This window comes from Dictyoglomus sp. DH, assembly GCF_055181375.1.
This window is the reverse complement of the sequence record NZ_CM143706.1, coordinates 926,944-941,379: the sequence shown is the minus strand read 5'-3', so window position 1 is coordinate 941,379 and position 14,436 is coordinate 926,944. Positions and strand designations below refer to the sequence as shown.

Below are 14,436 nucleotides of genomic sequence, written 5' to 3'. Positions count from 1 at the left end.
CCTCTTCCTTAATTTTTTTTATTTTTTCCTTAAATAGTCTATCAAATCATTCAACTGTTTTTTATACATAGTTAAATGATAAAAAGGATTTAATGGTTGTCCTTTACTCCATGCTTCCATAAATTTTTGAAATTCTTGTCTCTCTTTCTCAGAAACATTTTGTGGTCCTCTCCATTGAGGATTAACTTGTCCTTGACTTGTTTGTGAACCTTGAGGGTTTTGTTGCATTCTCTGCCTTATTTCTTCCAATCTTTTTTGCCTTTCAATTTGTAATTTATCTAGATAGGTTAATTGATTATCAGTTAAAACACCTTCAATTCTTGATATAAATTTATCAGCATCTTTCTTAGGAAGCATACTTGTTTTAAGAAGCTCCTGTAGGATAGGAATAAGTTTTTGAGCCTGGTTTTTTGTAATAGCCACCTTCTTATCTTTATCAAGCTCTCTTAAATCCCTTATTAATCTTACAAGATATTGAACCTCTTGAGACATAAAATTTCTTCTTTGTTGTTGAGTTTGGGTTTGAGGATATACTAAGGTTATTAGTAATATAACGAACAACATTAAAGTAATTAGTCTCTTCATGGCATTTACCTCCTTATTATTCATACCTCAAAGCCTCTATAGGATTCAATTTAGAAGCTCTTCTTGCAGGATAATAACCAAAAAATATACCAACCAATGCAGATACTGTAAATGATAAGATTATAGGATTTAATGTTACAACAGCAGAAAGACCAGAAAATGATTTTATAATTTGTGCTAAGAAAATACCTAATAAAATACCCACTATCCCACCCACTACCGACACAACTACCGATTCTAAGAGAAATTGCAAAAGAATATATCCAGATTTTGCTCCTACAGCTTTTCTTATACCTATTTCTTTTATTCTTTCTGTAACGTTGACCAACATTATATTCATAATACCTATTCCACCAACTAAAAGGGAAATAGCCGCTATTCCTGCAAGAAAGAGGGTTAGTGTTTGCATTGACTGATTCAAAGAAGAAAGAATAGTTAATTGATTCTGTACTATAAAATCATCTTCATCGGGATTTGTTATCTTATGCTTTTTTCTTATTATTTCTTCAATCTGGGTTTGTAGATCATCCATAACATCAGGACTTACAGCAGAAATATATATATTGTTTAAAAAATTTCCTCCTTGAATTTTACGTTGAAAGGTTGTTAAAGGTATAAATATCATATCATCTAAGTTAGCAAATCCACCTAATTGTCCTTGAGGTTCAAGGACTCCTATAACTTTAAAAGTTATTCCAGCTATTTTTATACTTTGACCCACAGGGTCCTCATTCCCAAAAAGAGTTTCGGCAACAGAAGATCCCAATACTGCTACTTTTTTACTCCCCCTATAATCCTCTTCACTGAAGAAATCTCCTTCCTTTAACTTTATCTCTCTCACCCTCATATAATCAGCAGAAGTACCAATAACTTGAGTATTAGTATTTGACGCCTTATACTTTACCTGAACATTTCTGTTTGCATAAGGTACTATAGCTATAACTTTTGAACTGTCCAATTCTTTTTTAAGAACTTCATAGTCATCATTAGTAATAGAACTTCGAGGTGCTCCTCTTACAAGCCCAACTCCTCTACCAAATCGTGGAAAAACAGTAAGAAGATTAGATCCAAGAGAGGTAAATTGCTTTTCAATAGAATATTTAGTACCCTCTCCTAAGGACATTAAAGTTACTACCGCTGCGACCCCTATTATTATCCCAAGAGTTGTAAGAAATGTTCTTAATTTATTTGACGAGAAACTATGAAAGGCCATTTTTAGTATTTCTACGATCATCATATTCTCACACCTACCTTAAAGGAACTCCTAGAATTCTAATCTGCATTTGCTGGTTTGTAGATCTTGATGTATTACTTGATGATGGTAATATAATCATATCACCTTCTTTAAGACCACTTTCCACAATCACACTAGTGCCATCATCTTCTCCCAAAGTAACCCTAACAAGTTCAGCGTTTCCGTTTCCTTTAAGAACTTCTACATAACTTCTTCTTTCTGTCTTCTTCACAGCTCTGAGTGGTATTAATAAAACATTCTTTTTCTCTAAAAGAATGATATCTCCATCAGCACTCATCCCTACTTTTAATTTTAAATCAGGATTAGGTATTTTAACCCTTACCTTAAATATAGGTATATTATTTGAAATAGTTGCAACAGGAGATATCCTTATTATTTTTCCTTCGAATTCTTCGTCAGGAAAAGCATCTAAAGTAACTCTTACTGGTAGGCCTATATTAACTTTTCCTATGTCTGTCTCATCTACTTCTAAACTTAATTCCACATTATCTGTATCCAGTAGTGTCATTAGAACAGTATTATTTGAAATTATTTGGCCATTTACTACTTTCACATTAGACACAATTCCAGAAAAGGGTGCTTTTATAATAGTATTTTCTAAGTTTTTTTTCGCATTTTGTAAATCCAATTTTGCCTTTTCAAAAGAAAGTCTACTTGTTTCAAGATCTTTTTGTAAGTTTTTAAGTTGATTATCATAATTACTTTTAACTATCTTCAAATTTGTCTCAGCCTGAGTATAGGAATTTTTCGCCTTCTCCAAAGTTAGTTTAGCATTATCTAAATCACTCTGTGAAGCAAACCCCTTTTCAAAAAGTCCTTTAATCCTTTCTAAATTCTTCTCAGCATTTTTATATTCCAAAAATGCATTATCTCTACTTATTTGAGCATCACTTAAGTTTTTATCTAAATTTCTTTTTTGTGTTTCATAATTAAGTTTTGCTTGTTCATAGGAGTTTTCAGCATTTTTATAAGAAATTAATGCTTGATTATAGGATATTTGATAATCTGTAGGATCAACTTTTACAAGAATATCTCCTGCTTTCACTTTTTTACCTTCTTCTATCACATATATGACTGTCCCTGATACTTTACTGACAACATCAAGACTTCTCTCAGCCTCGAGCATTCCACTGCCAGATACCGTTACTAAAAGATCTCCTCTTTGTATAGTATATGTGGTAATTGTAGTTTTATTTGAAGAAGTTCTTGAATTTCTACCAAAAATGGACCATGATGTTATAATCACAACAAAAATAGCTATAACAATGAGTAATATATTTCTTTTTTTCATTTTTTATCCTCTCCTCCTTCGAAAAGTGCTTTTCCTACAGACATAGAAAGATTATCCAAATTTCTAAAATATGTGTGCAAAGAAGAGTAATAATTGTTTTCAGCCTTTATTAAATTTATTTCAGCATTCATTAGATCTAATTTAGTTATTAATCCAGCTTCAAATCGCGTTTTTGTAATATTGTAATTCTCTTTAGCAAGATCCAAATTACTCTTTTGTAATTCTACTTCCTTCAAACTTGCATACAATTGGTCTAACCTTTGAGCTATAGCTAATTTTGTACTATTCAATACCTGTTCTAAATTCATCTTTGCACTTTCCAATGAATTTTGGGATGACAAAAGAGTTGCTTTTGGTGTATATTCATTATTATAAAGCTTTACTTGTAAATTATAGAGTTCAACATTATTACTTGCCTGTACAATATTTGTTAAATTCTCTTTTGCAAGATTAAAAAGGTTATCTAACGTAAAGTTAAAAACTACAAGATCTGGTTCTTTGAGAGTTATATTTTCCATAGGAGAGACCCCCAAGGTTTGCCAAAACTGACTCCAAGTTATAGTGAGATTATTTTCTGCTGATTTTAACATATTTTGAGCAGACAAATAATTTATTTCTGCCTGTTTAACATCAGTAGCAGTTGCATTACCTAACTGAAATTTTAGCTTTACTGCATTCAGATTTTCAAGATAATATTCTACTTGTTTTTTATATAATTTAACTTGTGCTTGTGCTTCTAAGACAGAAAAATAAGCATTTCTAACACTTTGAATTACTTGAATTCTTGTATTATTATATTTTACCTGTTCAAGCTTTACATTTAATTCTGCTTGCTTTAAAGAGAGTATTAAAGTAGTTGGATCTTTCTTTTTATTTTCATAATCAAAAACTGCATTATCCAAATTTATTTTCGCTACCAAAATATCTTTATTATTTTTTAAAGCAATATTTACTGCTTCATCAAAAGTTAATATCTTTAATTCTTGAGAATAGCCTAACGTAAGAACCAAAAATGTTAAAACTAAAAAAGCCAATACTTTTCTCATAGTAGATTACCCCCTAAATTTCCAAGAAGATTAGTTAATTGGACTCTTAAAAGATTATAATTTAAAATAGCATCATTAAGATCATACTTGGCTTGCATATATTCTATTTCATAACTCTTTAAATCCAAATCTGTAACTAAGCCCAAACTATACCTTATCTTTTGAGCCTCAAAATTTAGTCTCTTTTGTTCTAAGGCAATCTCTTTCTGTTTTATAACGGATTGAGCTTGAATTAGATTATAATAGGTCTTCCAGAAATTAAGTTCTACCTCTTTCTTAGTTTTCTCAAAATTAATCCGCGTTTGTTTCAAGGAAAGTTCTGCCTGTGTTTTATTTATATTACTATTTCCTCCATCCAAGATAGGAATACTAAACTGAATCTTGATATTCCATGACTCTTTATTCGAACTTATTGTATCTCCAAAATTTTGATCTGTATTAAATGATAAAAGATAGTTTTTTGTATTAAAGGAGGCATTATAAGATGCATTTCTAGTATTGTAATTTCCACTAAATGAGATACCCCAAGATGGAAGATATGCTTTATCTAAATTAAGCTTACTTTTTTCCAAATCTAAGCTTGCATTTTTTATACTTAAGTTATTAGCATAAAGTTTATTCAAAAGATCTTCAGGCTTGTCTTTTATCTCATCATATTTAATATCAATTTTTACTGGAACTCTTGGTAAGGTTGTTCCTAAAAGATTTTCAAGGGACTTATATGCTAATTCTAAATTACTTTTTGCTGAGTTATAATTAATCTCTGCCAATTTTTCCCTTTGTTTATAATCCAATAAATTTATTTCATTTATAACCTTATTCTCAAATTGTTTCTCCGCTACTTCTCTTTGCTTTACTGCTAAACTATAACTTTCTTCATATATCTTCAATTTTTCCTGAGCTAAATAAAGACTATATATGGATTGTAAAAATTGAATAAATAGATCATTATAATTAATTTGAAAATTATTTTTTGCCTGCTCTAAACTTAGCTCAGCTAATTTTAGATTTATTCCCGCTTCTCCGAAAGGAAGAATAATCTGAGAATAACTTAAGGATAGAACTGTGTTTTGAGTTGTATTTATAGTAGTAGATGATCCTATTATAGTCTTTGTTTCTCCCTGATTATATGATGCTTGAAATGTAATATTAGGCTTTAAATTTGCTTGAGATAAGTAATAATTCTGTAAGGAATTTTCATATTGATTTTTATATACGTCATAGAGGGGTGACTTTTGTAAAAGAGGTAAAAGAGAGTCTATAGTTATGTAATCTTCGCTATAAGATATATTTAAAAAAACAAAGAAAATGATCATAATCAAAAGAAGTTTCTTATACATGGCTTATCTCCCTTTTCCTATCCTCTATATCTACGATTTTTCCGTCTTGCATCCTTACAATTTTTTCAGCATAAGAAGCAATATCTTGTTCATGGGTTACTAAAACAATAGTAAGATTTTCTTCTTTATGAAGCCTACTAATTAAATTCATAATCTCATGACTGGATTTAGTATCTAAGTTTCCTGTCGGTTCATCGGCAAGCAAAACTAAAGGATCCACTACAAGTGCTCTTGCAATGGCAACTCTCTGCTGTTGACCACCTGAAAGTTGAGTAGGTCTATGAAATAACCTATCACTAAGACCCATTCTTTCTAAAATTGCTTTAGCTTTTTCTCTTCTCTCTTTTGGTGAAATTCCTTGGTATATTAAAGGAAGTTCTACATTTTGGAGTGCATTATAACGGGGAAGTAAATAAAAACTCTGAAATACAAAACCAATTTTCTTATTTCTTATCTCAGCTAATTCATCATCAGTAAGTTTAGAAACATCCTTTCCTTCAAAATATATTTTACCAGATGTTGGTCTATCAAGACATCCTATAAGGTGCATCATAGTAGATTTACCAGATCCGGAAGGGCCCATTATTGCTATAAATTCCCCTCTCTTAACCCTTAATGAGACTCCATTTAATGCAGTAGTCTCTACTCCATCCATTTTATAAATCTTAATCACATCTTCCAAAACAATAATGTCTTCCATCTTTACTCTCACACCCTTTCTTTAATAGTTTATCCAATTAAATTAGACATTTTAAATGATATCGTTATTCCATGAAATTAAATTAAAACAATTTGACAAAAACCTTTTGTTTTGATTAAACTTAAAAAGGTTTAAATAAGGTGGGGGCGTAGCTCAGCGGGAGAGCGCTTGCTTCGCATGCAAGAGGACGTGGGTTCAAATCCCATCGCCTCCACCAAAACATCGAATAATATTTTCCATCTATATCTTCGCCATTTTATTTATTTTATTAAACATTTATTTTAGCCTCTATTTTTGAAGGAGGCAAGCGGACAATGAAAAATCAATCTATGTCGTGGAAATTTTTTCTTGATAATTTTTTCTTCATATCCCAAGTAAATGGAAAATGTCACAAAACTATCTATTGATATAAAGATACATTAAACATCTTTTACAAATTCAGTTTCATTAGATACTCTATCTATATACTCCATAAAATAAATATATTGCACCATTAAGGGATAGAGTATCTAAGCTTGCATCTATTGATACTCATCTAAAAGCTATAAAACCCTCTCTAAATTTTTCGTTGGAAGAATAATACTTAGAAGAAAATATTTATGTAAATATTAAGAAGATAAATTTCCTAAACATTACCTTTTGTTATTTAATTATCTAGAGAATATTTTTATAATTTTTTTTCTTGAAGAGTCAAAGATAGAAATACCAATTACTTCTTTAGGAACTTTGTATCCTTATTCTCATAACTATAGAGAATGTTTTTTGAGTATCATGAATCTAGTAAAATCCTTTTAACTAAATATACTTATATACCTAAATTTTTTAACTTATTTCTTTCTTCTGTTAATGCTGAATATTTGCCTAACTTTATCTTTTTTTATTTTTTGGAAATACAATTTATAACTAATCACGATGTATAAGAGCCATATTGTTCCTATGAATTACCTCTTCGTAAGAGTTATCCCCTAAAATAGCTTTTATTTCTTCAGAGTTTTTTCCAATTATGTTTTGAATTTCATTGCTGTCATAATTAACAATTCCTTTACCTATTTCATTTCCTTCTTCATCCAATATAGATACTGTATCCCCCCTTACAAAATCACCTTCAATCTTTTTTATCCCAACTGGAAGTAAACTCTTACCTTTTTTAAGAATAGCTTCTTTAGCACCATTATCTACATAAATCTTCCCTTCACTTTTCGCCACAAATAACATCCAGTGCTTTTTTCTACTCAGATGTTTCTCAGGAGGATAGAAAAAAGTTCCAATTTTTTCATTTTTTAAGATAAGTCTTTCCAAAATATTTTCAATATCTGTTTTTGTTAGAATCATAGGTATCCCAGCCTCTGTAACTATCTTGGCTGCCATTAACTTTGTATACATACCCCCAGTTCCCTTACCAGGGCCTGCATATTTTTCAATATTTTCATTTATCTCATAAACTTCACTTATCAATTTAGCATCATTAGATTTATTGGGATCTTCTGTATATAGACCATATACATCAGACAATATAACTAAAACGTCAGCATCTACAGCACATGCTACTTTTGCTGATAATGTATCATTATCCCCAATCTTTATTTCTTCAACTGCTACTGTATCATTTTCATTTACAATAGGAATAATCTTCTCTTCTAAAAGAGTCTCAAAGGTCTGAGATATATTTAAATACCTCTTTCTATCATAAATATCTTCTGCCGTAATAAGTATTTGGGCTATAGGTTGTTTAAAAATAGAGAAAATTTGTGCATAGTATTGCATTAACCTTACTTGTCCCACAGCAGATAATGCCTGCTTGGCAGGAAGATCCTTTCTCTTAGAGAGACGAGTTATAATTTCTCTTCCTGAAGCAATAGCTCCGGAGGATACCAATATAACTTCTTTACCAGATCTTATAAGTTTTACGCATTCTCTTGCTAAGGAAAGGATCTTCTCTGCCGATGGATTTCCCTTCTCATCAGTAATACTTGAAGTACCAACCTTTACAACAATTCTTTTCCAGTTATTCATCCTCTTTTATTTCTACCTTTCCCACTTTTTTTGCCTTTCTTTTTATATCAATCCTTGGTAGCATAACTATATGACCACATTTTTCACATTTTAATTTAATATCAACACCAGAATAAAGCACAATCCATCTATTTCCACCACAAGGATGTTTCTTAGGTAGTTCTAATATATCACCTACTTCAATTTTCTCTATCATTCCTCTTCTTCTTCTGCTCTTGGTTTTGCCTTAGCTATAATCTCCTCTTGTATCTTTGCTGGTACCTCTTCATAATGTGAAAATTTCATAGAATAAGATCCTCTACCTTGAGTAATAGATTTAAGAACAGATGAATATCTAAGCATTTCAGCCAAAGGTACAAGAGCCTTTACCACTTGTAGTTTACCCAAGGAATCTATCTGGGTTACTCTCCCTCTTCTACCATTAAGGTCACTTATAATATCACCTGTATACTCACTTGGTGCTGTAACTTCTACACTCATTATTGGTTCAAGAAGTACAGGTTTTGCCTCCATAAAACCTTTTTTGAAGGCTTTTGCAGCTGCTATCTTAAAGGCCATATCTGAAGAGTCTACTTCATGATAAGATCCATCGAATAAAGTAACTCTAACATCTACTACGGGGAATCCAGCCAATACTCCTTTTTCCATTGTTTCTCTAACACCTTTCTCAACTGCAGGTATATAGTTCTTAGGAACAACTCCACCAACAATCTTGTCTACAAATTCATATCCAGCACCTCGAGGTAGAGGCTCTAACTCAAGCCATACATGACCATATTGCCCTCTACCACCTGTCTGCTTTTTAACTTTACCTTCAGCTTTGACAGTAGCTCTAATAGTTTCTCTATAAGCTACTTGTGGTGTACCTAAGGTCACATTTACCCCAAACTTTCTCTGCATTCTCTCCACTACTACTTCTAAATGAGAATCTCCTAACCCATAAATTAATGTTTCATTGGTTTCCAGATTTCTTTGCACCCTTAAAGTTGGATCTTCCTCTAAAATTCTTGCAATTGCAGAACTCATCCTATCTTCATCAGCTCTGGTCTTTGGAACTACTGCAACCGCAAAAACAGGTTCGGGAAATTCCACTGGAACTACCTTTATTGAATTATCTTTATCACTCAAAGTCTCATTTGTACTTGTTTCTTTCAATTTTGTTATGACACCTATATCTCCAGTATTGATCTCTGTTGCAACTTCCTGATTCTTACCTCTTTGATAGAAAAGTCCACCTATCTTTTCCTGTACTCCTTTATTTACATTGAATAATGGTGAATCTGGCTTTAACACTCCTGATAAAACCCTAATGTAACTTATCTTACCAACAAAAGGATCTGCAGAGGTTTTAAAAACAAAAGCCAAAAGGCCATTCTTTTCTCCTATTCGTACAGCTTTTGTTTCCCCCTTTTTAAGATCTTCAACAGGTATAGCTGGTCTTTCTAAAGGATTTGGGAAGAAAGCAACTATTGCATCAAGTAATTTTGATACTCCTACATTTTTAAAAGAGGATACAGGAAAGATTGGGAATAATTCTCTTCCTATAAAAGCCTCCTTTAAAGTTTTAGCTATTAATGCACTTTCTATCTCTTCTCCTTCTAAATATTTTTGAAGCAACTCCTCATCAAACTCAATAATAGTTTCAATTAACTGTTGTCTATATTTTTCATAATCCGACTTAAGCTCTACTGGAATATCAGACTCTACTGGTTCACCCTTCTCATCTTTATAAATATATGCTTTACCCTCTAAAAGATCTATAATACCATTAAAATTACCTTCTTTACCAATGGGTAAATATATAGGAATTGCTTTGCCTCCAAATCTTTCTTGAATAGCTTTTACATTTTCATAGAAATCAGCACTCTCTCTATCAAGTTTATTCACTATAAAAGCTACTGGTAACTTCTCTTCCTCACCTATCCCCCACACCTTTTCAGTCTGAACCTGAATTCCAGAAATAGCATCAATTACAATAAGCATACTATCTACTGCTCTTAAAGCACTCTTGATTTCTCCTATAAAGTCTGCATATCCTGGTGTATCAATTACATTAATTTTCTTTACCTTCCATTCCAAGGGTAGAACTGAAAGACTTAAAGATATTCCTCTTTTTATTTCTTCAGGTTCAAAATCAGAAACCGTATTACCATTTTCAACTTTACCTATTCTATCTATTACTTTTGCAGTATATAAAATTGCCTCAGCTAAACTTGTTTTTCCTGCACCTCCATGCCCAAAGAGTCCTACATTCCTTAAGTTTTCAGTTTCATATTTCATTTTTCTTTCATAACCCCCTTACTTATTTTTGTTTTAAAAACTTCCAATTTTAAATTATATATCACATAAAAGAAAATTACATTTTATAAAATCCCAGTACTTCCCAGCCCCCCTTCTCCTCTTTCCGTTAAAGGAAGGCTTTCCACTTCTTCCCATTCTACCCTCGGATAATGAAGAACAAGAAGTTGAGCTATTCTCATACCTTTTTTACCGTAAAATGGCCTTTGTGAAAAATTGACAAGATTAACTAAAATTTCTCCTCTATAGTCACTATCAATAAGTCCTGGAGTGTTTAAGATTGTTATACCTTCCTTTGCCGAAAGTCCACTCCTAGGCAAGACCAATGCCAAATATCCTTCAGGAAGGGCAATTTTTATTCCTGTAGGAATTATAATTCCTCCACCTATCTCATTAAAGGGGGGAAGTACAAAATCAACGCGAGAATACAGATCTAAAGCAGCAGATCCAGATGTAGCATAAAAAGGAAGTGATAGTTCTTTATCTATTCTTTCTATAAGTACTTTAACCTTCATATCTCTAATATGCCTTTGCAAATAAGGCTTTAATCTTTGTTTCCTTTCCACAAAGAATACATTTTCCTTCTTCCTCTTTCCAATCAAGAGGTAAATTTCTTATCGTTGCTCCAGTTAATTCTTTTATCTTTAACTCACATTCTCCGTCTCCACACCAACTTGCTTTAACAAACCCCCTTTTTGTATCCATAATTTCTTTAAATGTATTAAAGTCTCTTACATTATGAAAATTTTCTTCTCTAAATTTTAAAGCCTTTTGGAAAAGAGTTTTTTGAATATCATCTAAAAGATTACTTAGCTCTTCCACCATATTTTCTTTTTTATACGACATTTTCAATCTTAAATCTCTTCTTGCCACAAATATTTCTTGCTTATCTACTTCCTTTGGGCCTACTTCTAATCTTACTGGAACACCTTTAAGTTCATATTCATTAAACTTCCAACCAGGAGTATGTTCCTCATCCTTATCTACCTTTACTCTAAAGTATTTCTTCAAGATATTATATATTTCATCTACATAATTGTAGACTTTTTCCCTTTCAGCATCATTTTTCCATATCGGTATAATCACTATTTGATAAGGTGCAACCCTAGGAGGTAATACAAGGCCATAATCATCACCATGAGTCATTATTAAAGCTCCAATAAGCCTTGTAGACACTCCCCAGCTGGTTTGCCAAACATATTTTCTCTCTCCATCCACATCTTGAAACATAATATCAAATGCCTTAGCAAAATGTTGACCTAAATTATGAGATGTACCAGCTTGAAGGGCCCTTCCATCCGCTAAAAGAACCTCTATAGAATATGTGTGTAAAGCACCAGCAAATTTTTCATTCTCCGTTTTTTTACCAGCAATTACTGGAATAGCTAAATCATTCTCAACAAAATCTTTATACACAAAAAGCATTTTTAATGCTTCTTCTTCTGCTTCTTCAAGGGTTCTGTGAGCGGTATGACCTTCCTGCCATAAAAATTCAGTGGTTCTTAAAAAGGGTCTTGTTTCTTTTTCCCATCTAACAACATTAGCCCATTGATTTATCAGTACTGGTAAATCTCTCCATGACTGAATCCATTTAGCATACATGCTACAGATGATTGATTCTGAGGTAGGTCTCACAGCAAGAGGTTCAAAAAGATCCTCATCTCCCCCCTTTGTAACCCAAGCAACTTGAGGTGAAAAACCCTCCACATGTTCTGCCTCTTTTTCCAAGAAGCTCTTTGGTATAAAAAGAGGGAAATATGCATTTTCATGACCTGTTGCTTTAATCTTCTCATCTAAAATCTTCTGTATATTTTCCCATATAGCATATCCATAAGGTTTTATTACCATACAACCTTTAACAGGAGAGTAATCCACAAGTCCTGCCTTTAATACCACTTCGGTATACCATTTTGAAAAATCATCTTTTTGAGATGTTAATGCTTCTACAAATTTCTTTTCCATAAAAATCACTACCTCCTATATCTCAAATCTTATTTTTAAAGGACCACTGTTATAAGTATCCTCTTCAACTATCACTTTTAGGATAACCTTTTTACCCCTCTCTTTAATTTTATAAGCAGTATCATAAAATTCCTCAAAAGATATTTCACCAACAGTATTTGATAATGGATCAGGAAGTATTCCTTTTTGTTGAGCTATTTTATTAACCTCTGATAGAACATCTAATAGTCTTGCTTCAATTTTATCTAAACTTTCACTACCATCAATAACTTTTAGTAATATTACCTCTCCTGCCTTATATACTAATTTATAAGGAAAAATTTGGAAATATACAATAACTGGTTCACCCTCAAATATATTTGCTAGAGAATGTACCCTTACCAATTTTTCCTCTGTAGTTTTCATTGCTTCCAAAAGTTTATTCCATTCCGCTTCTGGCACCCATACGTATCCTTTTTCTTCATTTCCTGCTCCTCTTTCTCTTGCTATACTTTCAATTAAAGAAAGTAGTGCTTTTGCCTCTTTTTGTATATCATAACCTATTTTACTTCTAATAATATAATTAAGGATCAATTCTCCTCTCTTAAATATAATTCCTTCTGTACGTAGACTGGCTATAGTAGAATTCAAAAATTGCAATTCATCAAGTAAATATTTCTTATCTTTCTCCAAGGACTCTTTTTCCTTAGATAATGTGGCAATTTTTTTAGAGACTTCGTATATAGACCTTTGAAGTCTCTCATTTTCTTTCTTTAATCTCTCTTTATCCATAGACAATTTATTAAGTTCTTTAAGTAATTTTTCTCTTTCCATTTCCAAAATATGAATTTTCCTTTTATATTCCTCCAAATCTTTTAGAGCCTTATCTCTACCTTTTTTAACTTCCTCATACCTCTTTAAAATCTCTGTATATTCTTTTTCCTTTGACTTAATCAAATTTTCTAAAGAATATATCTGTCTCTTTAATTTTTCCATCCCAAATAAAGCTACTCGAACATTTTCAGAAATAACAGAAAGCACAACAAGAGAGAAAATCATAATTAAAATGCCAGTCAAAATACTGATTATACGAGAAGTATATTTAGGCCTAAGTCCAAAGAGAGAAAGTTTCTTTTTTCCTGCTTTTCTACCTACATAATCTCCTGCATACGCAATCAAACCACTTGCAAGAATCAATATAATTATTAAAAAAAATCCAGACATTAAAGATTAAACCTCTCTCCCAAGAAAAATCTTTTTGCCATATCACTATTAACTATCTCTTCTGGAGTACCGGAGATAAGAACTTCTCCAGAAAATATTATATATGCATAATCTGTTATAGCCAATGTATCTCTAACATTATGATCAGTAATTAATATACCCAACCCCTTTTTCCTTAAATAAGAAATAGTTTCTTGTAAATTTTGAACAGTAATAGGATCAACCCCTGCAAAAGGTTCATCTAAAAGTATATACTTAGGAGAAAGGGCTAAAACCCTAGCTATTTCAACCCTTCTTCTCTCTCCTCCAGAGAGTGTATACCCTAAATTTCTCCTAACTTTCTGTAATTGAAATTCTTCTATTAATTCTTCTAATCTCTTTTTTTGCTCTTTTGGAGTTAACTTTGTTAATTCTAATACCAATTTTATATTGTCTTCTACTGAAAGTTTTCTAAATATCGTAGGATCTTGGGCAAGATAACCAATACCTTTTCTTGCTCTTTGGGGCATAGATAAATGTGTAATATCCTCGCCATCAAGTAAAATCTTACCCTGATTAGCAGTTACTTCCCCCATTATAGTATAAAATGTAGTAGTTTTTCCTGCCCCATTTGGTCCTAAAAGCCCAACTACACTCCCAGGGGTTACACATATTGAGACATTTTTAACTACGCATCTTTTTCCGTAGTATTTATATATACCTATGGTCTCAAGTGCCATAATTTAATGTTAAGAAAATTTTAA

Annotated in this window: 13 protein-coding genes and 1 tRNA gene; 1 reads left to right on the top strand and 13 read right to left on the bottom strand. The window is 31.8% G+C overall.

Annotated elements, in window-relative coordinates; all coding sequences use genetic code 11:
* Positions 1-18: 18 nt before the first annotated feature.
* From ACY3JJ_RS04455 to ACY3JJ_RS04430, 6 genes are read right to left on the bottom strand one after another with little or no spacing between them, the layout of a single operon-like run.
* Positions 19-585: a hypothetical protein gene (locus ACY3JJ_RS04455; RefSeq protein WP_463092563.1), complete on the bottom strand. Its 567-nt coding sequence runs from the start codon at positions 583-585 to the stop codon at positions 19-21.
* A gap of 16 nt (positions 586-601) precedes the next feature.
* Complete coding sequence (locus tag ACY3JJ_RS04450) at positions 602-1,822, bottom strand: ABC transporter permease (protein WP_463092562.1); 1,221 nt, start codon at positions 1,820-1,822, stop codon at positions 602-604.
* Between the two features lie 10 nt (positions 1,823-1,832).
* Positions 1,833-3,131 (bottom strand): efflux RND transporter periplasmic adaptor subunit, encoded by a 1,299-nt coding sequence (locus ACY3JJ_RS04445; protein WP_463092561.1) that lies wholly within the window; start codon positions 3,129-3,131, stop codon positions 1,833-1,835.
* Positions 3,128-4,177, bottom strand: a complete 1,050-nt coding sequence (locus ACY3JJ_RS04440) for a TolC family protein (RefSeq protein ID WP_463092560.1) — start codon at positions 4,175-4,177, stop codon at positions 3,128-3,130. Before ACY3JJ_RS04440 ends, ACY3JJ_RS04445 begins: the two co-directional genes overlap by 4 nt.
* A complete protein-coding gene (locus ACY3JJ_RS04435) occupies positions 4,174-5,517 on the bottom strand; it encodes a TolC family protein (protein WP_463092559.1) in 1,344 nt (447 codons plus the stop codon). Before ACY3JJ_RS04435 ends, ACY3JJ_RS04440 begins: the two co-directional genes overlap by 4 nt.
* Positions 5,510-6,217 (bottom strand): ABC transporter ATP-binding protein, encoded by a 708-nt coding sequence (locus ACY3JJ_RS04430; protein ID WP_463082387.1) that lies wholly within the window; start codon positions 6,215-6,217, stop codon positions 5,510-5,512. Before ACY3JJ_RS04430 ends, ACY3JJ_RS04435 begins: the two co-directional genes overlap by 8 nt.
* 142 nt (positions 6,218-6,359) lie before the next feature.
* Here ACY3JJ_RS04430 and ACY3JJ_RS04425 point away from each other — a divergent pair.
* A tRNA-Ala gene (locus ACY3JJ_RS04425) sits at positions 6,360-6,434 on the top strand.
* Positions 6,435-7,120: 686 nt separating this feature from the next.
* Here the strand turns inward: ACY3JJ_RS04425 and proB are convergent.
* The 7 genes from proB to lptB all read right to left on the bottom strand — a co-directional run bounded on the left by proB (position 7,121) and on the right by lptB (position 14,412).
* Positions 7,121-8,230, bottom strand: coding sequence for a glutamate 5-kinase (proB, locus tag ACY3JJ_RS04420; protein WP_463092558.1), 1,110 nt, complete (start codon positions 8,228-8,230; stop codon positions 7,121-7,123).
* On the bottom strand, positions 8,223-8,426 hold the full coding sequence (locus tag ACY3JJ_RS04415; RefSeq protein WP_463082389.1) for a DUF951 domain-containing protein: 204 nt from the start codon (positions 8,424-8,426) through the stop codon (positions 8,223-8,225). Before ACY3JJ_RS04415 ends, proB begins: the two co-directional genes overlap by 8 nt.
* Positions 8,423-10,510, bottom strand: a complete 2,088-nt coding sequence (fusA, locus tag ACY3JJ_RS04410) for an elongation factor G (protein WP_463092557.1) — start codon at positions 10,508-10,510, stop codon at positions 8,423-8,425. Before fusA ends, ACY3JJ_RS04415 begins: the two co-directional genes overlap by 4 nt.
* 83 nt (positions 10,511-10,593) lie before the next feature.
* Positions 10,594-11,043 (bottom strand): dUTP diphosphatase, encoded by a 450-nt coding sequence (gene dut / locus ACY3JJ_RS04405; RefSeq protein WP_463092556.1) that lies wholly within the window; start codon positions 11,041-11,043, stop codon positions 10,594-10,596.
* A 4-nt stretch (positions 11,044-11,047) separates the two neighbouring features.
* Positions 11,048-12,490: a proline--tRNA ligase gene (gene proS / locus ACY3JJ_RS04400; RefSeq protein ID WP_463092555.1), complete on the bottom strand. Its 1,443-nt coding sequence runs from the start codon at positions 12,488-12,490 to the stop codon at positions 11,048-11,050.
* Positions 12,491-12,505: 15 nt separating this feature from the next.
* Positions 12,506-13,693 (bottom strand): DUF3084 domain-containing protein, encoded by a 1,188-nt coding sequence (locus ACY3JJ_RS04395; protein ID WP_463092554.1) that lies wholly within the window; start codon positions 13,691-13,693, stop codon positions 12,506-12,508.
* Positions 13,693-14,412, bottom strand: a complete 720-nt coding sequence (gene lptB, locus ACY3JJ_RS04390; protein WP_463092553.1) for an LPS export ABC transporter ATP-binding protein — start codon at positions 14,410-14,412, stop codon at positions 13,693-13,695. The genes ACY3JJ_RS04395 and lptB overlap by 1 nt, the downstream gene beginning before the upstream one ends.
* Positions 14,413-14,436 lie beyond the last annotated feature (24 nt).